The sequence below is a fragment of the Kitasatospora sp. NPDC058444 genome (assembly GCF_042721415.1).
GTDB lineage: Bacteria > Actinomycetota > Actinomycetes > Streptomycetales > Streptomycetaceae > Kitasatospora.
This window is the reverse complement of the sequence record NZ_JBHXLL010000075.1, coordinates 1-24,565: the sequence shown is the minus strand read 5'-3', so window position 1 is coordinate 24,565 and position 24,565 is coordinate 1. Positions and strand designations below refer to the sequence as shown.

At 71.9% G+C, this 24,565-nt stretch carries 26 protein-coding genes, 3 pseudogenes and 1 riboswitch; of the genes and pseudogenes, 13 read left to right on the top strand and 16 right to left on the bottom strand.

Going from position 1 to position 24,565, the window contains the following annotated elements:
• Positions 1–109: 109 nt before the first annotated feature.
• The 5 genes and pseudogenes from ACFWP2_RS38775 to ACFWP2_RS38755 form a co-directional block, all read left to right on the top strand.
• Positions 110–562: pseudogene (locus ACFWP2_RS38775) on the top strand (IS701 family transposase); the annotation flags it as partial.
• A 614-nt stretch (positions 563–1,176) separates the two neighbouring features.
• On the top strand, positions 1,177–1,587 hold the full coding sequence (locus ACFWP2_RS38770; protein ID WP_380460695.1) for an acyl-CoA-binding domain-containing protein: 411 nt from the start codon (positions 1,177–1,179) through the stop codon (positions 1,585–1,587).
• A gap of 475 nt (positions 1,588–2,062) precedes the next feature.
• Positions 2,063–2,410 (top strand): hypothetical protein, encoded by a 348-nt coding sequence (locus ACFWP2_RS38765; protein WP_380460693.1) that lies wholly within the window; start codon positions 2,063–2,065, stop codon positions 2,408–2,410.
• A 280-nt stretch (positions 2,411–2,690) separates the two neighbouring features.
• Complete coding sequence (locus ACFWP2_RS38760; RefSeq protein WP_380460691.1) at positions 2,691–2,834, top strand: hypothetical protein; 144 nt, start codon at positions 2,691–2,693, stop codon at positions 2,832–2,834.
• Positions 2,831–3,127, top strand: a complete 297-nt coding sequence (locus ACFWP2_RS38755; protein ID WP_380460697.1) for a hypothetical protein — start codon at positions 2,831–2,833, stop codon at positions 3,125–3,127. The genes ACFWP2_RS38760 and ACFWP2_RS38755 overlap by 4 nt, the downstream gene beginning before the upstream one ends.
• A 260-nt stretch (positions 3,128–3,387) precedes the next feature.
• On the opposite strand, the gene ACFWP2_RS38750 is transcribed toward ACFWP2_RS38755, so the two are convergent.
• The 9 genes from ACFWP2_RS38750 to ACFWP2_RS38710 all read right to left on the bottom strand — a co-directional run bounded on the left by ACFWP2_RS38750 (position 3,388) and on the right by ACFWP2_RS38710 (position 10,228).
• Entirely contained in the window at positions 3,388–3,891 is a 504-nt protein-coding gene (locus ACFWP2_RS38750) for a hypothetical protein (RefSeq protein WP_380460689.1), read from the bottom strand.
• On the bottom strand, positions 3,891–4,280 hold the full coding sequence (locus ACFWP2_RS38745; protein ID WP_380460687.1) for a hypothetical protein: 390 nt from the start codon (positions 4,278–4,280) through the stop codon (positions 3,891–3,893). Before ACFWP2_RS38745 ends, ACFWP2_RS38750 begins: the two co-directional genes overlap by 1 nt.
• Positions 4,277–4,441, bottom strand: coding sequence for a hypothetical protein (locus tag ACFWP2_RS38740; RefSeq protein WP_380460685.1), 165 nt, complete (start codon positions 4,439–4,441; stop codon positions 4,277–4,279). Before ACFWP2_RS38740 ends, ACFWP2_RS38745 begins: the two co-directional genes overlap by 4 nt.
• Entirely contained in the window at positions 4,435–4,965 is a 531-nt protein-coding gene (locus tag ACFWP2_RS38735; protein ID WP_380460683.1) for a hypothetical protein, read from the bottom strand. The genes ACFWP2_RS38740 and ACFWP2_RS38735 overlap by 7 nt, the downstream gene beginning before the upstream one ends.
• The gene (locus tag ACFWP2_RS38730) at positions 4,929–5,207 is read right to left on the bottom strand and encodes a hypothetical protein (protein WP_380460681.1); all 279 of its coding nucleotides are present in this window, start codon (positions 5,205–5,207) and stop codon (positions 4,929–4,931) included. Before ACFWP2_RS38730 ends, ACFWP2_RS38735 begins: the two co-directional genes overlap by 37 nt.
• Positions 5,208–5,367: 160 nt before the next feature.
• Complete coding sequence (locus tag ACFWP2_RS38725) at positions 5,368–5,532, bottom strand: hypothetical protein (protein WP_380460679.1); 165 nt, start codon at positions 5,530–5,532, stop codon at positions 5,368–5,370.
• Positions 5,533–5,735: 203 nt separating this feature from the next.
• Complete coding sequence (locus ACFWP2_RS38720; protein ID WP_380460677.1) at positions 5,736–6,119, bottom strand: hypothetical protein; 384 nt, start codon at positions 6,117–6,119, stop codon at positions 5,736–5,738.
• A 139-nt stretch (positions 6,120–6,258) separates the two neighbouring features.
• Positions 6,259–6,933 carry a hypothetical protein gene (locus ACFWP2_RS38715; protein WP_380460675.1) on the bottom strand — a complete coding sequence of 225 codons (675 nt, stop codon included), beginning with the start codon at positions 6,931–6,933 and terminating at the stop codon, positions 6,259–6,261.
• A 130-nt stretch (positions 6,934–7,063) separates the two neighbouring features.
• A complete protein-coding gene (locus ACFWP2_RS38710; RefSeq protein WP_380460673.1) occupies positions 7,064–10,228 on the bottom strand; it encodes an NB-ARC domain-containing protein in 3,165 nt (1,054 codons plus the stop codon).
• Positions 10,229–11,504: 1,276 nt separating this feature from the next.
• Between ACFWP2_RS38710 and ACFWP2_RS38705 the strand changes: the two genes are divergently transcribed.
• The 3 genes from ACFWP2_RS38705 to ACFWP2_RS38695 all read left to right on the top strand — a co-directional run bounded on the left by ACFWP2_RS38705 (position 11,505) and on the right by ACFWP2_RS38695 (position 15,388).
• Positions 11,505–13,091 (top strand): alpha/beta fold hydrolase, encoded by a 1,587-nt coding sequence (locus tag ACFWP2_RS38705; RefSeq protein WP_380460671.1) that lies wholly within the window; start codon positions 11,505–11,507, stop codon positions 13,089–13,091.
• An 84-nt stretch (positions 13,092–13,175) separates the two neighbouring features.
• Positions 13,176–13,898, top strand: coding sequence for a response regulator transcription factor (locus tag ACFWP2_RS38700; RefSeq protein ID WP_380460669.1), 723 nt, complete (start codon positions 13,176–13,178; stop codon positions 13,896–13,898).
• On the top strand, positions 13,898–15,388 hold the full coding sequence (locus ACFWP2_RS38695; RefSeq protein WP_380460667.1) for an ATP-binding protein: 1,491 nt from the start codon (positions 13,898–13,900) through the stop codon (positions 15,386–15,388). The genes ACFWP2_RS38700 and ACFWP2_RS38695 overlap by 1 nt, the downstream gene beginning before the upstream one ends.
• 125 nt (positions 15,389–15,513) lie before the next feature.
• Here ACFWP2_RS38695 and ACFWP2_RS38690 read toward each other — a convergent pair.
• A pseudogene (locus ACFWP2_RS38690) lies at positions 15,514–15,993 on the bottom strand (short-chain fatty acyl-CoA regulator family protein); the annotation flags it as partial.
• A 157-nt stretch (positions 15,994–16,150) separates the two neighbouring features.
• Entirely contained in the window at positions 16,151–18,466 is a 2,316-nt protein-coding gene (gene metE, locus ACFWP2_RS38685; protein WP_380460665.1) for a 5-methyltetrahydropteroyltriglutamate--homocysteine S-methyltransferase, read from the bottom strand.
• 162 nt (positions 18,467–18,628) lie between these two features.
• A riboswitch (cobalamin riboswitch) is annotated at positions 18,629–18,851 on the bottom strand.
• Between the two features lie 31 nt (positions 18,852–18,882).
• Between metE and ACFWP2_RS38680 the strand changes: the two are divergent.
• Positions 18,883–19,152: pseudogene (locus ACFWP2_RS38680) on the top strand (hypothetical protein); the annotation flags it as partial.
• A 454-nt stretch (positions 19,153–19,606) separates the two neighbouring features.
• Here the strand turns inward: ACFWP2_RS38680 and ACFWP2_RS38675 are convergent.
• The gene (locus tag ACFWP2_RS38675) at positions 19,607–19,906 is read right to left on the bottom strand and encodes an SRPBCC family protein (RefSeq protein WP_380460663.1); all 300 of its coding nucleotides are present in this window, start codon (positions 19,904–19,906) and stop codon (positions 19,607–19,609) included.
• A 73-nt stretch (positions 19,907–19,979) separates the two neighbouring features.
• A complete protein-coding gene (locus ACFWP2_RS38670; RefSeq protein WP_380460661.1) occupies positions 19,980–20,648 on the bottom strand; it encodes an STAS domain-containing protein in 669 nt (222 codons plus the stop codon).
• A gap of 158 nt (positions 20,649–20,806) precedes the next feature.
• Here ACFWP2_RS38670 and ACFWP2_RS38665 point away from each other — a divergent pair, with 158 nt between their 5' ends.
• Positions 20,807–21,100, top strand: a complete 294-nt coding sequence (locus ACFWP2_RS38665; protein ID WP_380460659.1) for a helix-turn-helix transcriptional regulator — start codon at positions 20,807–20,809, stop codon at positions 21,098–21,100.
• Here ACFWP2_RS38665 and ACFWP2_RS38660 read toward each other — a convergent pair.
• Positions 21,043–21,699: a sigma-70 family RNA polymerase sigma factor gene (locus ACFWP2_RS38660; protein WP_380460657.1), complete on the bottom strand. Its 657-nt coding sequence runs from the start codon at positions 21,697–21,699 to the stop codon at positions 21,043–21,045. The genes ACFWP2_RS38665 and ACFWP2_RS38660 overlap by 58 nt on opposite strands.
• 116 nt (positions 21,700–21,815) lie before the next feature.
• Here ACFWP2_RS38660 and ACFWP2_RS38655 point away from each other — a divergent pair, with 116 nt between their 5' ends.
• From ACFWP2_RS38655 to ACFWP2_RS38645, 3 genes are all read left to right on the top strand, one after another.
• Positions 21,816–22,409 (top strand): DUF6328 family protein, encoded by a 594-nt coding sequence (locus ACFWP2_RS38655; RefSeq protein WP_380460655.1) that lies wholly within the window; start codon positions 21,816–21,818, stop codon positions 22,407–22,409.
• 264 nt (positions 22,410–22,673) lie between these two features.
• Positions 22,674–22,847: a CsbD family protein gene (locus tag ACFWP2_RS38650; RefSeq protein ID WP_380460653.1), complete on the top strand. Its 174-nt coding sequence runs from the start codon at positions 22,674–22,676 to the stop codon at positions 22,845–22,847.
• Positions 22,848–22,852: 5 nt separating this feature from the next.
• Entirely contained in the window at positions 22,853–23,023 is a 171-nt protein-coding gene (locus tag ACFWP2_RS38645; protein ID WP_380460651.1) for a hypothetical protein, read from the top strand.
• 273 nt (positions 23,024–23,296) lie between these two features.
• Here the strand turns inward: ACFWP2_RS38645 and ACFWP2_RS38640 are convergent, their stop codons facing one another.
• Positions 23,297–23,503, bottom strand: a complete 207-nt coding sequence (locus ACFWP2_RS38640; protein WP_380460649.1) for a hypothetical protein — start codon at positions 23,501–23,503, stop codon at positions 23,297–23,299.
• A gap of 219 nt (positions 23,504–23,722) precedes the next feature.
• Positions 23,723–24,391 carry a hypothetical protein gene (locus tag ACFWP2_RS38635; protein WP_380460647.1) on the bottom strand — a complete coding sequence of 223 codons (669 nt, stop codon included), beginning with the start codon at positions 24,389–24,391 and terminating at the stop codon, positions 23,723–23,725.
• Between the last annotated feature and the right edge of the window lie 174 nt (positions 24,392–24,565).

Below are 24,565 nucleotides of genomic sequence, written 5' to 3'. Positions count from 1 at the left end.
GGGGGCGCCCCGGGCGGGGCCCCCGGGCTGCGGGCCCGGCCGCCGCCCCCCCGCGGCCGGGGTGGTGCTCCCCGGTGGGGGGGGGGGGGGGGCGCCCCCCCCCCCCCCCCCCCACGACGCCCAACCGGTAGCGCCCGCCTACGGTGGCGCCGGCCGCAGGACCCTGCCCCGCTACCGCACCAACCCCCTCGCCCTGCACGAACTCGCCGCCGAAGGCGGCCGTCGGGCGTTTCGGCAGGTCACCTGGCGCCAGGGCAGCCGCGGAGCGATGCGCTCACGGTTCCGGGTTTTGCAGATACGGCCCGCGGGGAAGATCCCCCGCACACTCGCCGCCGCCGAGGCCGGAGGCGGCGCCGCATGGGACGGCGTCCTGCCGGCCGAGACCCTGCTGGCCGAATGGCCGCCCGACGCGAGCGCGCCCACCGAGTACTGGCTGACCAACCTGCCGCCCGACACCGCGATCCGCCGCCTCGCGCGCCTGGCCAAGATCCGCTGGCGCATCGAGCACGACTACCGCGAGATGAAGCACGGTCTGGGCCTGGACCACTTCGAGGGCCGCACCCGACCACTTCAGACCTAACGAAGTACTACTAGAGCCTGGTACTCCAGCCGCCCCTTCGCGCCTGTGGGCCGTCGTTCTGGTGATCCTCATGGTCAGGCCTCCGGTCCGGCGAGGGCGAAGTCGTCCTGGGTCAGCTCTGCTCGCAGGCGCGCTGGTCGGCGATCTCGGCGTAGTGCGGGGAGAGTTCGACTCCGACGAAGCGCCGTCGCCCACGGCTACAAGATCTACGTCCCCACCGGCTACCGTCCCTGCCTTCCCCGCCCGCTCGTCCAGATCGCGCTCCACCCCGTGTCACCTTGGGCAGCGGAGCGTCACCGTGGCGACCGCCGCGCTCGAACTCGCCAACCGGCTCGCCGACTCCTGACCGCCACGGACGAAGGCCGCCCCGCGCCGATCCGGCAGGGGTGGCCTTGCTGACCCCCACCCGACCACCGCCACGTACGCTCATCGCCGGAACAGCGAGGAAGGACACCGCCATGGCCGCCGGCCAGCAGCCCTGGGGCTACACCGAGGTCGCCGCGCACCTGCCGCATTCGGGGTGACGCCTGGCGTCGAACTGCCGGCCCGGTGCGTCCGCCGGGGGTGCCGGGGCCACTGCGGCGTGGCCGGCAGCGATGTGGGGCCGCCGTGCTCCATGCTGCCCCTGCCCCTGCCCCTGCCCCTGCGGCGCGCAGTCATGTCGAGGGCACCGAGGAGAGGCCCATGGCCAGTCAGTCCCAGTTCACCAAGGCCGTCGAGATCATGCAGTCGCTGCCGAAGGACGGCAAGGTACAGCCCCCGGGGAGACCCAGCTCAAGCTGTACGCGCTCCGGAAGCAGGGCTCCCAGGGGGACGTGAACACCGGGCGGCCCGGCCAGTTTGACTTCGCGGGCAAGGCCAGGTGGGCCGCCTGGAACGAGCTTCGGGGCACGTCGCCGGAGGACGCCAGGGACCGCTACGTCACGCTCGCCCTCGCAGTCCTGCAGCCGGTGGCCGCAGACGACGCCGCGACCGCGGCCAAGGTAGACGCCATCAAGAACGCCTGAGCCTTCCCCGGCGGCGGAGCCCTGCCGCCGGCGCGGTCGGCCACGCCGGAACGGCCTCACAGACCTCGCCGACGCCTCCGGCCGACCCGCCACGGCCACCCGGCGGCGACTGCCGGCAACTGGGGCCGCGTATCTCCACCGAGCGAGGACGCCAAAGCACCCAACAGGCCGCAAAAGGCCCGTTGACGCCGCTCGCGGTGGGCCGCTCCTTCATCGAACGCCCGGTGGCGCGCGTTGAGCCAAGACCGGGGAGCAACGCGATGTCCAGCTCGTCATCGAGGGCTTGCTCCGTCACTGACTTGGGCGATCAGCTCGCAGCCCGCGCGGGAGTCCGCAGAAGCCAGATGCACCGAGAGTTCCGAGCCGTCCCGCTGCGCCCGTATGCCAACCTCGTCTGGGGAGTGAGGTTTCCTGACGCTCCGTCATGGAATGATCCAGGCGCGTCGGCAGCGAGCCGGCCAGTGAGGAGGCAGCCATGTCCGAGAGCACGTCCAACTCGAAGGGGCCCGCCAAGGTGCAGATGTCACCCGAGCAGTTGGCGAGTCTCGGGCTGACTCCCACTTCCGAGGCGGCGGCACCCGCTCAGCCGACTCCGGTCCCGGCGTCCGAGGTCAAGCCCGAGGACGTCGGCACGTTGACGCTGGAGTACAGGGACGGACAGCCCGTGCTGACCGTCCGCGGCGGGAGGTTCCTCCCTGGTGGGATCCCGGTGCTGGATGAGTCCGGGAAGCGCGTCGCCAGCTACAGCGACCTGAGCATCCTTGACCAGGACCTGGGCATCATGGACGTCACCTACTCAGTTGCGTGGCAACTGGGCCGGTGAGGCCTGCACGCTGCTGGCTCCCGCCACTCGCGCGGGTGATTGTGGCCCGGAGAGTGGTCTCGTTCGGGAGTTCCGCCTCCAGGCGGCGAAGTTCGCGGCGGCGCGGGAGGTCGCGGCGGCCGCAGGCTGGCGCTACGCCGTGGTCGGTGGCTGGCGCCGGCATATCCAGGGGGTGTTGGACGCGTTGCCGGCCCGGCGCCGGCCGTGCACGGACCCGCTGGGCCTGCAGCCGCAGCTGCCGGCCGCGGCCGCCTAGCGCCCGCGGTCGTTCGCGGAGTTGGTGGGCTCGACCCAGCGGCCGGCGCTGGCCCGGGTCGAGGCGGTCCACCTGCTCTGGCACCGGCGGCTGGGAGTGGACCTCGGCGAGCCGCTGCAGGACCGCTCGCCGGTCTGGGCCGGGTCGGCCGCAGAGGGCCGGCCGTGAGCCGGGGCGCCGTCGTGGTCGCGCCCGGGGTGAGGCTGCGGCTCGGGAACGTCGAGTGGACGGTCGAGGAGGTCGAGCCGCACCTGGGGCGGGTCGTTCTGGCTTGGCCGGACGGGGAGCGGGAGCGCCGGTCGTTGCGCTGGCTGGCCAACCGCCCAGACCTGGAGGCTGCCGCGGAGGCCGGGGCGGCGGGCGGCGCGCGGCGGTCGGCGGTGCTGTCCGACCTGTCCGCGGACCAGCTGGAGCAGGCCCGGATCCGCGCGGAGCACGTGCTGAAGCCCGAGACCGGCTGATGCCGCTGCCGATGCACGAGGGCTGGCGCGAGGACATGGAGTGGCCCTACCCCGGGGCACCGGCCGCGCTGGTCGCCGAGTTCGCCAGGCACAGGGTCGCCGCGCTGCCGTTCTTCGCACCGGAGACGGTCACCACCGACCACGGCGGCCAGGATCACCCGTCGCAGCGGCGAGGGCGTAGCATCAGCTCCCGCCCTCCCGGTTCGGGGAGACGGGGTGTTGGGCGGGGCGGCCGGGGCCATCGAGGTTCCGTGTGATGTTCAGCGGACGGTGACCTGGATGCTCTTGGAGATGTCGCACCGCTCACCCTTGTACTTCGGTACGCCGGCATTGCAACCCCCCTCCCCGAACAACCACGTCAGTGTGGTGGTTCCGGGCGCCAAGGCGCTGAAGGTCAGGTCGAACTCGGAGCCGCAGCCCGCCATCGGCGGGTCCGTGGGGCAGGGGCTGATGACGAAGTCCTTGCCGGGCCGCAGCACGCCGCCGTCGCCCGCCGAGTAGAGGTACCACTTCTTCTGCAGGGCGCCCCCGGTCGTTCTGACACCGAGCCGCTGCCCGACCTCCAGGGTCACCGTGCTGGTCGGATACGGAGAGGTGGCGTTCGACGCCTTGTCGGGGAGGGGCACCTCCACCTCCGGTCGGGGGGCGGAGGCGACCGTGGTGCCGGCCGGGCCGGAGTCGGACCACCAGCCGGCGAGGTAGGAGACGAGCAGCAGGGCGCCGACCAGGAGCGCCGCCACGCCGGCGATGACGGTTCGGCGCATCAGCTGCCCTCTTCCCGGACCCGGCGCCGCATGGTGATCAACAGCGCGACCTCGGCCAGCCAGCAAGCGAACAGGACCTCGCGCCCGAGGTCGGCCCCGCCGGCCGCGGCCGCGCGCAGCCAGCCGCGGACCAGCTCGCCCGGTTCCCGGCCGATCACCGGCTCGGGCAGGTCGAGCGCGCCGGCGAAGCCGCCGGCGCGGACGTACTGGGCCAGGACGCCCAGCGGGTGCGGGCCGATGTGCAGGGCCTCGGCCTGGTAGGAAGCGGCGATCGCCGCCTCGCCGAAGAGCACCCGGCGCGGGACTCCGTCGATCAGCAGGCCGCGGGTGATGGCGGCCTCGACGTCGTAGCCGGTCATCAGTTCGGTGTCCGGGAGGATGTCGGTCATTTCGGCAGCTCCGCTCCGTAGGGCCGGTTGATGTTCGTCGTGCCGGTGAGGCCACCGTCGTTCAGGTGGTTGTGGATGAACTGGTCCTCGGTCACCCACACCGACTGGCCCCAGGGGTTGTAGACCTGCAACCGGTCGCCGTCCCGGGCCACGATCACCATCTGGTGGTAGTTGCCGTTCTCACCCTTCGCGGCACTGGCCTCGTCGAAGGCGCAGAACGGCACCGGCTTGCCCTCGTCCAGGGCCTTCTCGATCCGGGTGACGGCCGCCCGCCGGTCGTCGTCGGTGTCCAGGTTGACGTACTCGTAGGTCGAGCCTCCTCCGGCGACTTCGCGCCGGACAGCAGCTTCTGGAACGCGAGCTGGTCGGCGCCGTTCATCACGGACATGAACTGCTCGGCGCGGTCGAGCTGGCCGGCCGTCAGGATGTAGTCGCCGTCCTCACCGCCGCCGGGGCCCTTCTCGTTCGCCAGCACCAGCGCCGCGAGAGGATCGATCGGCCCCTGTCCGGCGCGCTCGGTCCGGGCCCTGGCGGCGAGCTGATTGAGCATGCTCGCGGCGCGGCTGCCGCTGCTCTCCGCCCGCTGGGCGGCCGAGATCCTGGTTCCCACCGCGGTGTCGGCCGGTTCGATGGCGGCAATGGCCTTGCTCATGTCGAAGGCGTCGTGGGCGAGTGACTTCTGCACGTTCCCAGGGCGGTCACGCCCTGCGCGTCGGTGCCCTGAGCTCCTTCCAGATTGTCCGCCCAGGCGTTCAGCTCGGTGACGGCCTGCTCCAAGGACTTCCGGGAGACGGCCAGTTCGTTCGCCAGCGCCCGGACGGACTGGGCGGCGTTCTCGGCGACCGAGCCCGTCCAGGTGTTCGGCAGCCGGTTGTCGGCGGCGTCCCCGAGGTCGGTGGACGCCTTGGCATAGGCCTTGGCGGGCACCGGCACGCCTTGGCCCGCTCGCGTATCACGCCCGGGTTCCCGGCCGGCCCGACCACGGCCAGGGCCTTGCCGATCGCGCCGAGCAGCGCGCCGCCGATGAAGAAGCCGGAACCGGGGTGCGTGATGGACTGCTGCGCCTTCTACAGGTCCGCGACCTTGCTCACCGGGACTGCGCCGGGGTCAGCGATCCGGCAACCGTCGATTCCGCGGCGCGGTAGTTGGCGCTGGTGGCCGACATCTTCTGGACCAGTTCCGCCACGGCGCGCTGGGTGACGTGCAGTTCCTGACTCCAGTTGGTGTCGAAGCCCGCCCACGCCTGGTCCACACCGAGCTCGCCGAAGTCGGGAGACTGGTAGGGCTTCTGATGAGGCCTCAGCCGGCCGGCTGTTCCTCAGCGGAGATCGCAGAAACGGGCTTCGAGCTACGGCTCGCGCGGGATCGAGCCGGCCGCGGGCATGCCAGCAAGCCGAGTTCTACTCCCGCAGCGCCCATCTTCCACGGTTTCACCCGGTCCTGGCTGCGCACCAGTCAGTTGAACGTGTTGTTCTGCGTGTTGTGGTCACCGATCTGTACACCCTTGGCATCCCGGGCATCCACTCTCTGTGCCCCCGGGGACTGCCGGCCGGCTGTGCCCAGTTCCCGGAGCAATGACAGCGCCGCAGCCAGGATCTCCGTGTCCTGGGCTGCGCCGGATTCAACCAGCTCGTCGTGCAACCTGCCCTGCCAGACCTCGGGCTCGGCCTCGCTCGCCTCCAGTACGTGTGCGCTGTCCTCGCCCCGCGCAGAAAGACGCCGTCGTACCGCCTCGCGCAGACCGGAATAGGTATCGCGGACCGCGCTGCTCGCAGTGTCGGTCAGCCCCGCCGAGGCACCAGCCGCGAGAGCGGCCACCACCAACTCCACACCAGTCATTTCGTCTCCTCCGTAGCCGATGAGAGCCGGTGTCAGTGACGCAGCTTCCAGTCTGGCACCTCGCCTGGAGGGGAGCCAGAGATTGCCAACCTCCTCAACCACTATTACTCTTCCGGAGTTGTCTTGAGATTGGCCACAGTCAGCCGAATGCGGTGAAGTCAGCTATCTGGCGGTCTGGCGCCCACTCGGTAGCGGCGGACCGAAGTTCCCATGTCTCGGACCAGGCTCCGGTCACGTGGCGCACGGGCCGGCCGCCCTCCATGCCCGCCCGGATGTTGAGCTCGCCCCATGGAACGTGACCGCTGAAGGAGTTGCCGGCGGCAATGTCGGAGGCGCCGAACCGCAGAGGGCCGGTGCGCGCGCCGATGTAGGTACCGATGTGCAGGTAGGTCAGGTCGCGCCAGCGGCCGGCTCCGAGCCAGCTGCCGCTGCTCAGCATCGCCCGAACGCCGAACCCCGGCGTACCGTCGCGCTTGCGTGCCGCGTATTCGTTCAGATGAGGACCTACTCGCTCGATGTGGCGTGCCAGAGGACTGTAGTCAGTGACGACGCCGTCAGGCTGCAGCTTCCACTCTTCCCGCAGATCGCCGGTGACCACCAGTCGCGCGGGCTCTGCGGATGATGTCGAAGCGACCTCGAACCGGAGCCTCATGAATGGCTCGGTCCGCTCACCGTTGCCGACGATGCCTGCGGCGTGCGCAGTCAGGAAGCTGGCACCGCTGTCGCGGGGGGCGGGTTCCGTGATGAACGCCTCGCCGAAATGACGGTAGGGGCCGGTAGGCGCGACTCCCTCTGCGTACCAGGCGAAGGCCACGCCGGCGGAATCCGGGCAGTGAAGGAGGTTTGCGAACTTGACACAGCGAACGCCCACGAGCGAGCCGTCATCCGCCGAGACGGCCCGATAGCAGCTGACGTGTGGACCGGAATGGAACATCTCTCCCCCGTCAGATGTCGGCGCCACGAGTGCCATTGGGCAGATAGCGGAACAGGTAGACTCCCGCTTCGCCGACAGCGCACAGGTACGACTGCTCGGGATGCCAGGCCAGTTGCAGTAGTGGGCTGAACACACGCAGCCCGCACCAGGGCTCATCGCTCCCCGGGCGCCAAAGCCGCAGTCGGAACTCCCCGATTTCCGCGGTAACGAGGGTGCCGTCGGGTGCGAATGCGCAGTCGGTAAGACCGCTGGCGTGCCGCGTCAGGGTCTGTCGCAGCGTGCCCGAGGCAGCGTCCCAGATCTTGCTGGTCCGGTCGTGGCTTGCCGATGCGATCAGCGTACCGTCAGGTGAGATCGCGCAACTGCTGACGAGGTCGCCATGGCCTGTGAGCACCGCGCGCGTCGCTCCGGTGGCGGTTTCCCAGATCCGGACGGTGTGGTCGTGGCTGGCCGAAACGATCATTGTGCCATCCGGAGAGAACACACAGGAGGAGATCGCACCGGTATGACCGGTGAGGGCACGGACGGGTTGTCCTCCGGCGACTTCCCAGATCCGGATCGTGTCGTCGTGGCCGGCTGACGCGATCAGCGTACCGTCGGGCGAGAACGCACAGGAGGTGACGAGGTCACTGTGGTCCGTGAAGACTGTTCTGACCCTTCCGGTGGCTGCCTCCCAGACCTGGACGGTGCGGTCGTAGCTGGCTGACGCGATCAGCGTGCCGTCCGGCGAGAACATGCAGCTGCTGACGAGGTCGGTATGGCCTTCGAACGTTTGCCGTAGATCGCCGCTCGCCACCTCCCAGACGCGGACCCTGCGGTCGTGGCCCGCCGAGGCGATCAGCGTGCCGTCCGGCGAGAACGCGCAGGCATACTCCCACTTCACCACGTGCTCTACCCGGTGGGACTCGGCTCCCGTTTGCCAGAGCTGAGCCCTCCAGTCGTGGCCGGCGGTGGCCAGGAGGGCGCCGTCCGGAGAGAACGCGCAGGAGGTGACGGCTTCGGAGTGTCCGGCGAGCACGGTGCGTTCGGTGCTGGTCGTGACGTCCCACAGCCGGGCTGTCTGGTCGTACCCCGTGGTGGCCAGGAGCGTGCCGTCCGGGGAGAAGGCGCAACCCGAGACCGCCTCGGCATGACCGGTGAGCACGCTAACGGGCTTCGCCGTTGTGAGGTCCCACAGCCGGGCCGTCCGGTCGTGGCCGGTGGTCGCCAGGAGCGTGCCGTCCGGCGAGAACGCACAGGACGAGACCGCCTCCGAGTGCCCAGCGAGAACGGTGCGTTCGGTGCCCGTCGCAACGTCCCACAGCCGGGCCGTCCGGTCATGGCCGGTGGTCGCCAGGAGCGTGCCGTCCGGCGAGAACGCACAAGACGAGACCGCTCCGGCATGGCCAGCGAGGACGCTGACCGGGCTCGCCGTGGCGACGTTCCAGAGGCGGGCTGTCTGGTCGTGGCTAGCGGTGGCCAGGAGCATGCCGTCCGGCGAGAACGCGCAATCGCTTATGCCGTATGTATGGCCGGTGACCAGCCCATACGTATGGTGGGTGAGGGTGCGAAGAACCCCCAGGGCGTGCTGGTCCGGCGGCGGCCAGGCGGGAACCAGCTGGGGCTCGGACAGGTGAGAGCGGTACTGGGCCACCGGCGACTGCAGCTCCGGCACGCCGCTGAGATAGCAGTAGAGCGTGGCTTCCAAGGCTGTCGGCGGATCGCCGGGTGTCAGCAAGTCGGACATCGACCCGAGCGCTCTCCGCAGGACCTGGGCGGCTCCGGTGGGCACTTCGATCAAGTCGGCTTCCACAGGCACAGATGAACCCAGGTTCGCCGCCTTCGCCGCCACCCACCGGAGGTCGCATACCAGCGACTCACGCTCCTCGGTACGGCCGGAACGCGCCAGATGGTAGGGCAGATGGTGCCATAAGTAAGTGGCATCCCGAGGCATCGACCACCACTGCGTTCGCCGCTCTGCGGACGCGGGCAGCAGGTGCGCGGCCGTGCGGACCATCAACTCGTGTCGGGCCTCGAGCTCTTCATCCGTCAGCCTGTAGCGCAGGAAGGCGCCGAGGATGTCGTGCAGCCGGACTGCCGGAGCGCCGTCCAGCCAACCGGGCTGGACGAGCCTTAGGCGAACAAGCCGCGCACGCAGCTTCTCGGCCTCGGACGCCGAGAGCCCTCCCGTCGTGCGCCACAGGCGGAAGAGGATCTCCGCCGGCAAGCTGGTATCCGTGGGGATGACAACGAGATCGAGGTAGCGGTCCCGTTCGTGAGGTGTCAGCAGCGCCAGGCTGACATCCACGGTCGCCGCGATTGCGTGGCTCCGGTTGTCCTCATCGCCGGGATCCAGGTCGAACATGGCGGGTCCACCACTATGCAGCTGCTGCAGCACCCACTGCACCGCCTGACGTACATCGGCCCCTGCTGCGAGTTGGTCGAGCAGCGCGGCGTTCACCAGACTCAGCAACAGCGGCCAGCGGCCCGTGGCGGTGACGAGCTTCCCAAGGAGATCCCGGGGCACGTCGCCTACACCTTCGGTCAGTACACCGATCGCCTGATCGGCGGTCATCACATCCACGAGGACAGACACTCCCCTCCGAGGCGCGACCCCCGAGTTCCGGGTGGTGACGAGGCGACGGCAGGGCCGCCCACCGATCATGAACGGTGTCAGCTGCTCGGGCCGCCATACGTCGTCGATCACCATGAGAGTGGCGTCGCGGGCGTCCAGCAGTTCACCGAGTCGCCCTCCGGCGACTTGAGGATCGGCAGTCTTCACCCCATCTCCGGAGAGCATCTCACATAGCCCGCCGATCAGTTCGGCCAATCGCGCGCCATGCCGCTGCTCCCCCACCGTAACCCACAGCAACCCACCAGCGAAGCGCTCGATCACCCGGGGGTCCTGGCAGAGAAGTGCGGCCAGGGTCGTCTTGCCGAAGCCGCCCGCACCTTCGACGGCTGTGACCAGCGTGGTCGGCCCCGCGTCGTTCCGCGTCACCCCGTCGAACAGTGCCGCGTAATGGTCAGGCCGCGGTATCACCGGGCCGGGCAGAGCGGGCGCCATCCACGGACGGAAAACCCGCGGACGCGCGGCGAACACGTTGACCTGAACACCCCCGTCGCCAATCTGCACACCCTGCGCGTGTTGCGCATCGACAGGCGTCTGAGCAGCCGACTCGTCGATAGTGACCAACCACCCAACCGTTCGCCACCGATGATGGCCAGCCAACCCACAGGGCAAGCTGGCGATGTAACTATCCACCCACTGCAAGTGTGCCAACTAGCCTGCTTTGCTTGGAGGTTGTTGACATAACAGTTGAATGAACAGCCGTCCGCGCCAGTCAACGCACAGAGGGCGCGGCCCCCAGCCCGGACAGCATGACTTCGAGGCCGGGGCGGGGACCGGCGTCAGGGCTGGGAGGAATCCAACACCAAGGACATGGTCGGTCGGACCACGACGATCGCCGACGACGGCTACCCGGCACCGGCCTGGTCATCCCACACCGCCGGCCACGCGGCGGCGAGCTCACCCTCGACCCGCGCCCGAGACGCCCAAGATCAATTACGGGACAGCCCTTGGTAACCGGCCCTCGCCCGGCGACGCCTCAACTTCCCGTTGGCGATAATGCGTGACGGAGAGTGCTATCCAGGTTCACCTCTCGTCACAGCTGCGGCTTGACATCACAATCACCGTGACGGTGATCCCCTGATCAGCTGATCAGAACTCCGCAGCAGCGCTGAGGGGCACACCTCCATCAACCGCAACAAGCACTGCTGCCAGCGCAGGTAACGGTGTGATACCAGGCGGGGCTCGCGAGGACGAATCGCGGGCTGCGCCTCCATTGCGCCCGAGTCCGGCCCCGAGCTCACCGGTACGGAGCGCACCCGTACCGGGATGCATCGGGGCCGGACTCGTCGAAGAGTCGAGGTGCCGCAGCGACGCCGGGGCGAGCGCGCGCTGGCCGGCCTTCCACTCCTCGGTGTACGTCCCGAAGTTCAGTTCCCGGCTCAACCCGCTCAACCCGCTCAACCCGCTCAACCCGCTCAACCCGCTCAACCCGCTCAACCCGCAACAGCCTCTCCGCCCCACCACCCGGCCGGGCACACCGCTCCGCGGAGACCACCGTGCCCCCGTACCTGACCGTCGCCCACCTGATCGCCCAGGAGCCGGCCGCCCTCCGAGATACTCGTCCGCCCCGGCACCCGCTGACAGTTCCCACCTGCCCCACCCGACCACTGCGTCAAGGAGGGCACATCGTAGCCAAGCCAGCGGTCGCCTCCAGGGGATGCCCGCCCCGCCTCTGCCCGCCGCAGACTCGCTACGGGCAGAGCCGCCAGGGGAACCGGCTGAGGGGCCTACGCCTCCTGCGGGTTTCTTACACGCCTTTGCCGTCGCTCTGCCGAGCGGCTGACGGATGCCCGGCACAGTCGTACCCACACCGACCGCAGGACGCACGGAGGGCACGGCGATGACGACGAGCACGAACACGGGCACGAACACGGGCACGGACGCGGGCACGAGCACGAACAGCGCGAAGAGGCGCGGCACCTTGGCGGCCACGGCCCTGGCCGTACTGGCAGCCGCACTGCCCCTCACCGGCGCCCCCGCCGCGCAGGCCTCCGCCGCCGACGCCCAGGGCCGACCCGCATGGTGCCCGTCCGTCCCCGGGCACCGGGTCGACTGCACGACCATGCGCCGCCCGCTGGTCGCCGACGAGCCGCGCCTGGGCGGCATCGACGTGAGCTACGCGGTGGTGCGCCACGGCCGCCCCGGCCCGGCGCTGGGCACCGTCGCGCTCAACCCCGGCGGCCCCGGCGAGACCCTGATCGACCGCGCCGAGCAGGTGGCCGGCGCGCTGCAGGGGGTGCTGGACGACTACGACGTGCTGCTGCTGGACCCGCGCGGCACCGGACGCTCCGGCCGGCTGCCCTGCGACGTCACCGAGGCCGAGTACCGCTGGGCCCCGCGGGCCGGCCAGCGCGAGGCCGTCGCCGAGTGCGCCGAGGAGCTCGGCCCGCGTGCCCGCGGCTACACCAGCGCCGCCACCGCCGACGACATCGACGCTGCCCGCGAGCGCCTGGGCGCCCCCGAGCTGGTGCTGTACGGGATGTCGTACGGCACCTACCTGATGCCGGTCTACGCCGATCGCCACCCCGAGCGGGTCGAGAAGATGGTGCTGTCCGGTGCCTACCCGGTCGCCTTCGACTCCCTGGCCCGGCCCGGCGCCCAGCAGGTCTCCCTGACGCTGCGCCGGATCTGCGAGCGCAGCGGCGCCTGCGATCCGGACACCGCGGTGCACGACCTCGCCGCCGTCACCGAGCAGCTGCGCACCCGCCCGCTGAAGGTGACCGCCACGGTCGGTGGCGAGCGGCGGACCGTGCTGTTCACCGAGGACAAGCTCGCCGACCTGATGTACGAGCCGGCGACCCGCGGCATCGGCCTGCACCCCGGGGAGCCCGGGCTGCTCGGTGCCCTGCCCGCCGCTCTGCACGCCTTCGCAGCAGGCGACGAGGGGCCGCTGTCCGCCCTGGTGCGCGGCGAGATGGAGGGCACCGGTTCCGAGGACCAGGCCTCCTTCCTGGCCGTCACCTGCAACGACTACGTCCGCACCTGGGACCCGGACGCCCCGGTGCCGGAGCGCCGCCGCCAGTACCGCGCCGCCCTGGCCGCCGCCGACCCGGCCGACTTCGGGGCCTTCAGCCCCGAGGGCTGGGCCGCAGGCCAGACCGACGGCGGGGACAACTGCCTGAACTGGCCGCGCCGGGGCACCGCCCGCCCGCAGTCGACCGACCTCGAGAACCTGCCCGACGTGCCCGTCCTGGTGCTCTCCGGAGACCTCGACACCAACACCCCCGAGGTCAACTCCCGCCTGTCGGCGGCCCAGTTCCTCCACAGCTCCTTCGTCTCGGTACCCAACAGCGGACACCTCCCGGAGATGGAGTCCACCGGCTGCGCGCTGGAGATCTCCGGCAGCTTCATCCGCACCGGCGAGGTCGGCGACACCTCCTGCCTGGCGCAGATCCCGCCGGTCACCGTCGTCCCCGTCCCGCACTGACCCGCTGACCCGCTGACGCGCTGACCCGCTGACCCGCCACACCCGACCGGAATGACCACACCCGCCACCAGCGAAAATGACGCCATGACAGATCCCACCGCCACCGCCCGGCGCACCATCCTGGTCGTCGAGGACGACCCCGGCGTCCGCAGCACCCTCGACCACCTGCTGCGCTTCGAGGGCTACCGGGTGCTCACCACCGCCGACGGCCAGGAGGCCCTGGAACTCCTGGAGCACCGGCGCCCCGACCTCGCGGTGGTGGACGTGGTCATGCCCCGCCTCGACGGCCTCGCGCTGTGCCGGATGCTGCGCCGGCGCGGCGACCGCCTGCCCGTCCTGGTCCTCACCGCCCGCCACCAGCTCGGCGACCGGGTCGCCGGGCTGGACGCGGGCGCCGACGACTACCTCGCCAAACCCTTCGCCACCGAGGAACTGCTGGCCCGGATACGCGCCCTCCTGCGCCGCACCGAGCCTCCCCGCGCCGAGGACAGCGAGGACACCGGCAGTGCCCGCCTCGCCCTCGCCGACCTCGCCCTCGACCCCGCCGCCCGCCTGGCCCACCGCGGCACCCGCCGGCTCGACCTGACCAAGACCGAGTTCGACCTGCTGGAGCTGCTCCTCCGCAATCAGGGCACCGTCCTGACCCGCCACCAGATCTACCAGCGCATCTGGGGCTACGACTTCGACACCGACTCGCGCTCGCTCGACGTCTACGTCGGCTACCTGCGGCGCAAGACCGAGGAGGACGGCGAGCCCCGGCTGCTCCACACCGTGCGCAACGTCGGCTACACCGCCAGGACCGCCTGATGCTGCGCACCAGGATCGGCCTCGTCGTCCTCGCCTCCGTCCTGCTGGCGATCGCGGTGCCCGTCACCGCCGCCTACCGCGGCGTCAGCACCCTGGTCTCCGACCAGCTCGACCGGAGCCTCCAGGACCGGGCCGACACCGCGCTCGCCGCCCTGGATCTCGGGCGCCTGCCGCCCGCCAGGCCTGACACCGTCGAACAGTTGTTGCCCGCCGACGGCACCGCGCGCCCGCTGACCCCAGGCGGCCCCGCGCTGCCCGTCTCGGCCCGCGCCCTGGAGGTGGCCCGCACCGGTCAGGGCTCCCACCAGGAGGACGTCACCGTCGACGGCACCCCCTACGGCCTCCTCACCCGGGCCCGCCCCGACGGACAGGGAGCGGTGATGGTCGGCCAGACCTACGCCGGGGCCGCCGAGGTCGACGAGGCGTTCCTGCAACGGATCACCGTCACCAGCGCGGCCGCGGCGGCCTCCTGCGCCCTGCTCAGCTGGCTCGTCATCGGCCGGATCCTGCGACCGGTGCGGCGCCTGGCCCGCGCCGCCGAACACATCACCACCACCCGCGACCTGGCCACCCCACTACCCGCCGCCGGACGCGACGAGGTCGGCGGCCTCACCCGGGCCTTCGAGTCGATGGTCGGCGCACTGCGCCGCTCCCGCGAGCAGCAACAGCGCCTGGTCCAGGACGCCAGCCACGAGCTTCGCACCCCGCTGACCTCGGTGCGCGGCTGCGCCGAACTCCTCCAGCGGGCCCGCGGCCGGCTCGCCCCCGAGGACGAGGAGCAGATCCTCGCCACCCTGGTCACCGAGACCGTCGCACTCGATGAAATCGTTCGCGAGCTGGTCGAGTTGGCCACAGACAGACAGAACGCGGAGGACCCGGAACCGCTCGACCTGCCGGCCGTCGCCGAGGACAGCGCCCGGCGATTCCGCCGCCGTACCGGCCGCGAGATCGCCGTCACCGTCGAGGGCCCCGTACCGGTGCTGGCCCGCCCACGCGCACTGCAACGCTGCGTGGACAACCTGGTGGGCAACGCCGTCAAGTTCAGCCCGGACGGCACCCCGGTGGAGATCCGGGTCGTCGGCACCCGGTTGTCCGTGCGCGACCACGGGCCCGGCATCGCCCCCGGCGACCGGCAGGCCGTCTTCGAGCGCTTCTTCCGCGCCGCCGGTACCCAGGCCACCCCGGGCTCGGGGCTGGGCCTGGCCATCGTCCACGACCTCGTCGCCGCGGACGGCGGCACCGTCTTCCGACCGCCGCCCCCGGCGGCGGCGCCGAGGTCGGCTTCCACCTGCCGCCGGCCCCTCAGCACCGACCGCCCGTCGGGGAGCCAGGCGCCGCCTCGCGCTGACGAGCCTGCGGAACCGTCCCGCACCCACGTCCACAGGGGGCACCAGGCCACGCGACAACGCGGTCCGCGCCCTGCCCATGAGCCCGGCCCCCTTCCCGGCCGGTCCTGGAGGGGGCCGGGGCGAGCGACACAGTCCTGGTGATCACACCGCGCCGCGGACCGGACCGGTGCGCCTGCGGCGGTCGGCCGTCGGACCCGCTCCGCGGAAGGGGCAGCGCTGCGGGACACGACGGCGCCGAAGGTCCACCGGAGTTCCGCTCCCGGCCCTCAGTCCTGAGGACCGGGCAGCGCCGCGTAGGGGACGAAGGTGCTGGTGCGCTCGTCGACGGCCAGTGGGCGGCCGATGGCCGGGGCGGAGCGCTGCGGGCAGGCCGGGCGTTCGCAGACCTTACAGCCGAGGCCGATCGGGGTGGCGGCGCTCTCGTCGCCGAGGTCGAGGCCGGCCGAGTACACCAGTCGTCCGGCGTGGCGGATCTCGCAGCCGAGGCCGATGGCGAAGGTCTTGCCGGGGCGGCCCCAGCCGCCGGGTGAGCGGGTGACGGCGCGGGCGGTCCAGAGGTAGCGACGGCCGTCGGGCATGACGGCGACCTGGACGTGGACCCGGCCGGGTGCGGCGAAGGCGTCGTAGACGTTCCAGAGCGGGCAGGTGCCGCCGGTGCGGGAGAAGTGGAAGGCGGTGGCGGACTGCCGCTTGGAGACGTTCCCGGCCCGGTCGACGCGCACGAAGGAGAACGGCACCCCGCGCAGGCCGGAACAGCCGGCGCAGCTTGGCGTGGGCGAAGATCTTGCGCCCGGCAGGACGTGCCATGGTGCGACGCACCCTCTTCTCTCCTCGACGGGGCGAACCACCGGGGCGGGTGCAGCACACGGTCTGCACCCGCCCGTTCGGTCTCGCGTCGGTGCGTCAGTCGGCGAGTTCCTCGCGCAGGCGGCGGGCGGCGGCGACCAGGCTGTCCAGGGAGGCGCGGGTCTCCGGCCAGCCGCGGGTCTTCAGGCCGCAGTCGGGGTTGACCCAGAGCCGCTCGGCCGGGATCGCGGCGAGCCCGGCCCGCAGGAGGGAGACGACCTCCTCGGTGCCGGGGACGCGCGGGGAGTGGATGTCCCAGACGCCGGGGCCGACCTCGCGCGGGTAGCCGGCCTCGGCGAGTTCGCCGGCGACCTCCATGTGGGAGCGGGTGGCCTCCAACGAGATGACGTCGGCGTCGAGTTCGTCGATCGCGGTCATGATCGCGCCGAACTCGGCGTAGCACATGTGGGTGTGGATCTGGGTGTCGGCGCGGACGCCGGAGGTGGCCAGCCGGAAGGCCTCGGTGGCCCAGTCCAGGTAGGCCGGGCGGGCGGCGGCGCGCAACGGCAGGGTCTCGCGCAGCGCCGGTTCGTCGACCTGGACGACGGCCGCGCCGGCCGCCTCCAGGTCGGTGACCTCCTCGCGCAGGGCGAGGGCGACCTGCCGGGCGGTGTCGGCAAGCGGCTGGTCGTCGCGGACGAAGGACCAGGCGAGCATGGTGACCGGGCCGGTGAGCATTCCCTTGACCGGGCGGTCGGTCAGGCCCTGCGCGTAGCGGAACCAGTCGACGGTCATCGGGTTCGGCCGGGAGATGTCCCCGGCGAGGACCGGCGGGCGCACGTACCGGCTGCCGTAGGACTGCACCCAGCCGTGCCGGGTGGCGAGGTAGCCGGTGAGCTGCTCGGCGAAGTACTGGACCATGTCGTTGCGCTCGGGCTCACCGTGGACCAGGACGTCCAGGCCGGCCTTCTCCTGGTACGCGATGACCTCCCGCACCTCGGCCTCCATCCGCTCCCGGTAGGCCGGGGCGCCGATCCGACCCGCCGTCAGATCGGCCCGGGCGGTGCGCAGTTCGGTGGTCTGCGGGAAGGAGCCGATGGTGGTGGTCGGCAGCAGCGGCAGGCCGAGCCGGGCGCGCTGGGCCTCGGCCCGTACGGGGTAGGGCTGGGCGCGGCGGGTGTCATCGGCGGTGACGGCGGCGGCGCGGGCACGGACGGCGGGGTCGCGGGTGATCGGGGAGGTGGCGCGGGAGGCGAGGTCGGCGCGGTTGGCGGCGAGTTCGGCGGTGATCGCGCCGGTGCCCTCGCGCAGACCGCGGGCGAGCAGCGCCGTCTCGGCTGCCTTCTGCTTGGCGAAGGCCAGCCAGCGGGCGATCTGCGGGTCGATGTCGCGTTCGAGGGTTGCGTCGATCGGCACGTGCAGCAGCGAGCAGGAGGGCGCGACGTCGACCCGGTCGGCGAGGCCGAGCAGGGTGGCCAGGGTGGAGAGCGACTTCTCCAGGTCGTTGATCCAGACGTTGCGGCCGTCGATCACCCCGGCGACCAGCCGCTTGCCGGGCAGTCCGCCCACTGCGGCGAGGTCCTCCAGGTTGGCGGCGGCCGGGCCGGTGAAGTCCAGGGCCAGGCCCTCGACCGGGGCCTTGGCCAGCACCGGGAGCGCCTCGCCGAGCCGGTCGAAGTAGCTGGCGACCAGCAGCTTGGGCCGCTCGGCGAGAGCACCCAGCTCGCGGTAGGCCCGGGCGGCCGCGTTGAGCTCGGCCGGGGTGCGGTCCTGCACGAGCGCTGGCTCGTCCAGCTGCACCCACCCGGCGCCGGCGGCCCGCAACTCGGCCAGCAGCTGGGCGTACACCGGCAGCAGGCGGTCCAGCAGGGTGATCGGCCGGAAGTCGGCGGCCACCCCGGGCGCCGGCTTCGCCAGCAGCAGGTAGGTCACCGGCCCGACCAGCACCGGCCGGGCGCGGTGGCCGCGCAGCAGCGCCTCGCGCAGCTCACCGACCGCCTTGGCCGGGTTCGCGGCGAACACCGTGTCCGGGCCCAACTCCGGCACCAGGTAGTGGTAGTTGGTGTCGAACCACTTGGTCATCTCCAGTGGTGCGACGTCCTGGGTGCCGCGTGCCATGGCGAAGTAGCCGTCCAGCGCATCGGCCTCGACGGCCTCCCGGTGGCGGGCCGGGATCGCGCCGAGGGCCACGGTCGTGTCCAGCACGTGGTCGTAGAGCGAGAAGTCCCCGGTCGGGACCTCCGCGATGCCGGAGTCGGCGAGCTGCTGCCAGTTCCCGCGGCGCAGGTCGGCGGCGGTGGCCAGCAGGGCGTCGGCGGTGACCGTGCCCTTCCAGTACCCCTCGATGGCCTTCTTGAGCTCCCGGCCCCGGCCCTGGCGGGGGTAGCCGTACACGGTGGCCACGGACGCCGCTGCTGCGGACTTCGTCGTCAAGGGACTCTCCTTCGCGAGTCTGTCTCCTCAAGTACCCGGGGACGGGCGAGGGCGCGAAGGGATGACGAACCGGGCGGCGGCCGTCACGAGACGTACGGGCCTGATCCGCCTGGTATGGTCGCCGACCCGCCCACGAGGTCACCGGATAGCCGCAACGCAGGTCGTCTGCGTGCGGGCAGTGGCAGGTCTTCGGACTCGCGGGCACGCCCACCCCATGAAGGGCGGACACCTACTGGCCGTCGCTTCCCAGACCCTCCCGGGCCCAGTGCGTATGACGGCGGTCGTTCCCACTCACCGCTGCGGGGCAGTCCCGGATTCCCACCGGGTTCCCTCTTGCGACGCGCCTGCCTGGCGGACAGGGCGAACCAACTGCCTGATCAGCTTATGCGCAAACAGCCGGGACTGACGCGGAGATCATGGAACATGTCCGCATGATGAGACCCCGTCGCGGCTGGCGGCCGACGGTCAGGTGCGCGGCGAGGTGCCCGGCGTGCGTGGCAGGGCGCGGCGCGAATGTCCGCGATCATCGCCGCCGGAGCCGACCACAACCTCGCCCTGGTCGGCCCGCCGAACAGCAGCACCAAGCCGACCAGCGGCACTGCGCGGTCAAGGCCTGGGGCTACAACGCCACCGGCCAGCTCGGCGACAACAGCACGATCAACCGCAACACCCCGGTCGACGTACAGGGCGGCTGGTCCGGCGGCGTCTCCCGGATCGCGGCCGACGGCAACCACAGCCTGGCTATCACCGGCAGCGACGACAAGCTCAGTGCCTGGGGCTCCTGGAATGGGCGGGGAGGACCGACGCCTGATCAGTCGTCCGTCCGGCTCGGCAGGTCGAGGACACCATGCGGGTCAGCTGTCCACGACAGGGCATTCAGGAGCTGCGCGGGGTCGGTCCGCCCGGGGTCGGGAAGTCCCGCATCCGCTCGGCGGCCGAGCGCCCGGGAGGCGGCAGGCGGTCCCCGGGGCGTTGAGCGGGCGGCTGGTGGCGGGCCGGCCGGTCGAGGCCTCCTTGGTCTCCCGTGCCCTGGCCGCGAGGTCGCGCGGTTCGGCCTCGCGGCCAGGGCCCGTACGGCCGGGAAGAGCCGCGCCTCCTCGTCGCCGGCGTGCCGGATCGCCAGGACCTTGCCGTGCCGGGTCATGTCTTCTCCTGGTCCGAGGGATTCCTCGGGTGCGCGAACGCGTACCCGGGCTCGGCGGGCACCCGTCGGGCCCGAGGCCACGCCGGATCGGAGGTTCCTGATCCGGCATGGCCCCGGGCCGTCGACCGGCCGTCGGGACCACCGATGCTGGTCCGCCAGTGGTTGTGACGGTCGTCCAGCTGGGTCACCGAGTCGACGCCCTCCATGAAGCGCGGGAACTCCTCGAACAGCGTCCACTGGTTGTAGGCGGTGTGCACGGGGACATCCACGTCCACGGACTCCTTCACCATGCTCATCCGGGTCTCCTCTCACGGTGCGTCCGGGGCATCCCGGCCGCACCGTGCGCCTGCCCCAGCACCGCCGGCCCAATCATGTGTCCCGGAGGGCATCCTCGATGGTGGCGTGGACGTCGAACAGCCCGGCGGTGTCGGTGAGTTCCAGGACCCGCAGCGTCCGCCTGGACGGAGCGACCAGCACCAGCCGGACTCCGTCCGCCAACGCGCGCCGACGGGCACCGAGAAGCAGGTTGAGGCCGGTGGAGGTGAACAGCTCCACACCCGCCAGGTCGACCGCGAGCAGGACGGGACGCCTACCGAGCGCGGCGTCGAGTGCCCGGGCCGCGACGGGCTCGCTGTCCAGGATCATGTCGCCGGTGAAGGAGCACACGAACGCGCCACCGACCCGGACGGCCTCCGACGTCAGACAGGGCGGGACCGCCTCCTCCTCGAGCGGAGGGCTCGGCGACACGGGCACCCCGGCGCCACTCTCGGGGGCTTCCCGCTCAGCTCCTGCGGAGGCGATGCGCTCCAGGTCACGCCACAGATCGAGCGCCTGCTCGCGAAGGCCTACGGCAGTGCGTTCGCCGGCTTGGAGCGACACCAGGTAGGCGTCGATGCTTGTGATCGAACGGCACACCTGCCGGCGCAGTGGTTCCGCACAGGCGCAGACGCCCTGTTCACCGGCCTCGCAGGGCGGGCCGAGGCGTTCGGCCAACACGGATCCGAGCCGTTCCAGCCCCTGCCTGCTGATCGGGTCCATCGAACCATCTCCAGACGCGGCGCCGCGCGACTCCGCGACGGACGCTTGTGCGGACCGTGGCTCCTCCACTCTTCGCCCGTCCGCCAGACATGTCAACCATTGCACGAATCCGCTGTCGTGTTTCAGCGGCCGTGAAACGGACGTCCTATCGTGGAGGAATGGACAACGGCACGTCGACCGAGCGGCACTGGACCTTCCTGACCAACCACGCCCGTGTGCTGGTCCAGATCGCCCGCGACCCGGGCATCCGTGTGCGCGACATCGCCACCAGCTGCCTGCTCACCGAACGCGCCGTCCAACGCATCATCGTCGACCTCGAACAAGCCGGGTACCTCACCCACGAGCGCCGCGGCCGCACCAACCACTACAGCGTCATCACCAGCAAGCAGCTGCGTCACCCCGCCGACGCCGGCCCCACCATCGCCGAGCTCCTCGCCACCCTCCTGCGCTGACGCCGCCCGGGGCCGGAACGCCCTCCCGGCCCGGGAGCACGTGTCGACCGGGACCACGTGTGAACTGGGCCCGAAGGGGCACACGCGCTTGCCGAGAGCCCCCGCTCCACCATCGGAAGCGGACTGCCGTGCTCGTCCTCGGCCTCATCCTGCTGGTCGCACTCGTCCTCGGCGGCGCGGGCTTCGCCATTCACACCCTGTGGTGGATCGCGCCCGGGCCGGAGAACGCCCCACGGCGGGTTGGTCAGTCCGGCTCTTCCGGCTCTTCCGTCGGTCCAGCCGGGGGCGTCCCGGTCCTCCAGTTCGTCCCGCAGCCGGGCGAGCGTGGCGGCGAGCAGCCGGGAGACGTGCATCTGGGAGACGCCGATCCGCTCCGCTATCCGCGACTGCGTCCAGCCGTCCCAGAACCTCAGCTTGAGGACGGTCTGTTCGCGCTCCGGCAACCGGGCCAGCAGCGGGCGCACCGAGATCCGGAAGTCGGCGAGCTCGATGCCCTGGTCGCAGCCACCGAGCCGGTCGAGCAGGGCGCTGCCGCTCTCGTCGTCGGTCGCCGGTCTTTCTTCCGTTTTCTCCCTATTCGTTCGGGTAGTCGCCCCCACACGACGGGCGCGCGACCACCGAGCGTGCCCGGACCGCGCCCCGGACGAAGGTGCCCCATGACGATCCCGACACGCCCGGATCCCGACCGGGGGACCTGGCGTCGGAGGCGGTCCCCGTGACGGAACCGGACACCGGTCGCGAGAGCCGGCCCAGGCGTCGTCGCCGTTCGGGACGGCGCGAGACCTCCGACGAACGAGCGGACCGCCGCTGGACCGACCTGCTCCAGGAGGTCCGGGTGGCCCAGACCGGCTCCCAAGTGCTGTTCGGATTCCTGCTGAGCGTCGTGTTCATGCCCCGCTTCGGCCAGCTCGGCGGCTTCGACCGGGGGCTCTACGTCACCACGGTCATCCTCGGGGCGCTGGCGACCGGCTCGCTGGCAGCCCCGGTGGCCTACCACCGGATCTTCGCCGGCCACCGCCTGAAACCCCAACTGGTCGACGCTGCGAGCAGGTTGGTGGCCATCGGGCTCCTCCTGCTGGCGCTGACCATCAGCTCGGCCCTGCTGCTCCTGCTGCGGGTTGCCACCGGGTCGGCACTGGCCGGCTGGATCACCGGGGGCGTCATGCTCTGGTACGTGTGCTGCTGGCTGCTGATACCCGTCCGGCACCTGCGCCGCAGGAACGGGCGCAGGCCACCATCGGACGATCCCGATACCGATCCCCGTCCACCGGGTTTCGGCGGGGATCCGCGAGCCGGACGCCCCTCATGAGAATCCGCACACCGCAGAAGCCCCGCACCGTGGTCATCACCGGCGCCACAGCCGGCATCGGCCGGGCCCGCGCCCCGGTCCACGGCAGAACGGGAGCCTCGGAGTACGCGTCAACGGCCTTCGGAGTCCGTCTTGTTGGCGGGGGCACCCGGCTCCGGCGGCGGTCCCGGTCCGGCGATCCGTGATGAATCGGCATGAAACATCGGGTTCCGGGCAGACGCGGCACCGGAACGAAAGCGTTCCACCACCGAGAGGAGTCGTGAGATGGGTACCCAGGACAAGCTGCGCAACGCCGCGGAGAAGGCCCAGGGCAAGGTCAAGGAGGCCACCGGGCGGGCGACGGGCGACCGCGTGGTCGAGGCCGAGGGCCGGGGCAAGCAGATCAAGAGCGACCTGAAGCAGGCCGCCGAGAAGATCAAGGACGCCGGAAAGGACTGAGCGGGATGACCGACCAGGACCAGCCCGTCCCGAAGGACCCCCCGGTGCCGGTCGAGACGCCGGAATCCCGGATGACCGGCGAGGGCTCGCCGCCTCCCCCACCCGAGGAGGGGGAGGCGGCGGACCAGTCCAGCGAACCGGCGCACGAACCGGAACCCCACGAACCGCCCGACTGAGTTCCCGGACCGATCATCAGAGGTTCCGGCCCGCGCTCGGGCGAACGGCTGGTCGGCCACGGCGATCCCGCGCGCAACGGCGCTGCGCGCGGGATCGCCGTGACGGCCGGACGGTGCACCTGGGGCCGCTCGCCGCCGCTTCAGTTACGGCGGCTCCGATCGCGTCATGATCTTCCGACAGTTCGCCCGTCGCCGTCGAGCCGGTCGGGGATGACCTGGTGGACGAGGTCGTCGGGGTGATGCTTCCGCCGGACCCGGTGTTCCCGGGCCGTCCTACGGGTGCTTGACCAGTCGTGCCTCGGCGACCGCCGTCCCGTCCTCCGCCTCGTCGAGCCGGGTGGTGCCGTCCACGGCCTCTTCGACCGGGTCCAGCCCGTCCAGGCACGCGGCGCTCATGAATCCCGCGTACGCGGCCCTCCACGCCCGGACCTTCAGAGCACCGATCGCCGGCGCGTCGTTCACCACTGCAGAACGGATCATGCCGGGAGTGTAGGAGCGGATCCGTTCGATGTCGCACCGTTTTCCGCGGCGCCGGGGCCCGGACTGGCTCGTCGCCGGATCGGTCGGCAGGGGACCCGGCCGTCGGCGCGGTCGGCCCGGGCCTCTGACGTGATCGTCCATCACCACCGGGGTGCTCCCCCGGTCGAGCCGGGCGGAGGCCGCCGGGCTGCCGATGGCCCCGCGACCGGGGCCGGCGGCTCAGGCCCGGTGGCGCCGGCGGAGCAGGAGTCCGGTGCCGACCAGCAGCACGACCGCGACGGCGGTGCCGACGGCGGCCCAGGTGGCAGAGCCGGAGGTGTCGCGCGCGGGGGCGGAGCCGGCGGCCGCGGTCGGTGCGGAACCGGCGGGAGCGGCCTCGGACACCGGCCCGCCGGTGGGCACCGGGACGGGCCCGGCGCTCGTCCCGCTCCCCGTCGACGGCGACGGCGACGCGGCCGACGGCACACCGGCCGGGGGCGACGCGGCCGCCGTTCCGGCGGGCACCGGGTCGTCGATGACGGCGTCCGCCACGTCCAGTTCGCGCTGGGCGTGGCCGAGCGAGGGGAAGGCGCAGTCGACGGTCACCTGCCAGTGCCCGGCGGGCAGGATCTCCCGGGTGGTGTACGTCCCCGGGCGGCCCGGGACGCCGACCAATCGCCACGGGCCCACCGCCCGGCCGTCCGCCGCGGTGGCGGAGAGCGTGCCGGCGAACTCGTCGGTGACCGGGTCGTGGTCGTTCTCCCAGGTGGCGACGGTGCTGACGTGACCGTTCTGCTGGCCGGTGACGTCCAGGTGGACGCTGTCGCCGTGGGCACCGGCGGGTGCGGCGGTGGGCAGGATGGCGGCCGCCGCGAGAGCGCAGGCGGCGAGGAGCGGGCGGGTTCGCATGGCGGGTGTTCCTCGGAGCGGTGTGGGAGGACGAATATCGGAGAACGGATGCGGGAAACGGGGCGCCGGGGGGGGGCCCCCCCCCCCCCGGGGGGGCCCCCCCCCCCCCGGGGGGGGGGCGGGGGGGCCCCCCCCCCCCCGCCCCCCGGGGGGGGGGGGGGGCCCCCGGGGGGC

Coding starts and splice junctions, on each gene's coding strand:
- ACFWP2_RS38645 (WP_380460651.1), top strand. CDS start 22,853: ATGACCGACCAGGACCAGCCCGTCCCGAAGGACCCCCCGGTGCCGGTC.
- ACFWP2_RS38705 (WP_380460671.1), top strand. CDS start 11,505: ATGACGACGAGCACGAACACGGGCACGAACACGGGCACGGACGCGGGC.
- ACFWP2_RS38770 (WP_380460695.1), top strand. CDS start 1,177: ATGTGGGGCCGCCGTGCTCCATGCTGCCCCTGCCCCTGCCCCTGCCCC.
- ACFWP2_RS38765 (WP_380460693.1), top strand. CDS start 2,063: ATGTCCGAGAGCACGTCCAACTCGAAGGGGCCCGCCAAGGTGCAGATG.
- ACFWP2_RS38750 (WP_380460689.1), bottom strand. CDS start 3,891: ATGCGCCGAACCGTCATCGCCGGCGTGGCGGCGCTCCTGGTCGGCGCC.
- ACFWP2_RS38695 (WP_380460667.1), top strand. CDS start 13,898: ATGCTGCGCACCAGGATCGGCCTCGTCGTCCTCGCCTCCGTCCTGCTG.
- ACFWP2_RS38650 (WP_380460653.1), top strand. CDS start 22,674: ATGGGTACCCAGGACAAGCTGCGCAACGCCGCGGAGAAGGCCCAGGGC.
- ACFWP2_RS38640 (WP_380460649.1), bottom strand. CDS start 23,503: ATGATCCGTTCTGCAGTGGTGAACGACGCGCCGGCGATCGGTGCTCTG.
- ACFWP2_RS38675 (WP_380460663.1), bottom strand. CDS start 19,906: ATGAGCATGGTGAAGGAGTCCGTGGACGTGGATGTCCCCGTGCACACC.
- ACFWP2_RS38635 (WP_380460647.1), bottom strand. CDS start 24,391: ATGCGAACCCGCCCGCTCCTCGCCGCCTGCGCTCTCGCGGCGGCCGCC.
- ACFWP2_RS38665 (WP_380460659.1), top strand. CDS start 20,807: ATGGACAACGGCACGTCGACCGAGCGGCACTGGACCTTCCTGACCAAC.
- ACFWP2_RS38700 (WP_380460669.1), top strand. CDS start 13,176: ATGACAGATCCCACCGCCACCGCCCGGCGCACCATCCTGGTCGTCGAG.
- ACFWP2_RS38740 (WP_380460685.1), bottom strand. CDS start 4,441: ATGGTGATCGTGGCCCGGGACGGCGACCGGTTGCAGGTCTACAACCCC.
- ACFWP2_RS38670 (WP_380460661.1), bottom strand. CDS start 20,648: ATGGACCCGATCAGCAGGCAGGGGCTGGAACGGCTCGGATCCGTGTTG.
- ACFWP2_RS38745 (WP_380460687.1), bottom strand. CDS start 4,280: ATGACCGACATCCTCCCGGACACCGAACTGATGACCGGCTACGACGTC.
- ACFWP2_RS38720 (WP_380460677.1), bottom strand. CDS start 6,119: ATGACTGGTGTGGAGTTGGTGGTGGCCGCTCTCGCGGCTGGTGCCTCG.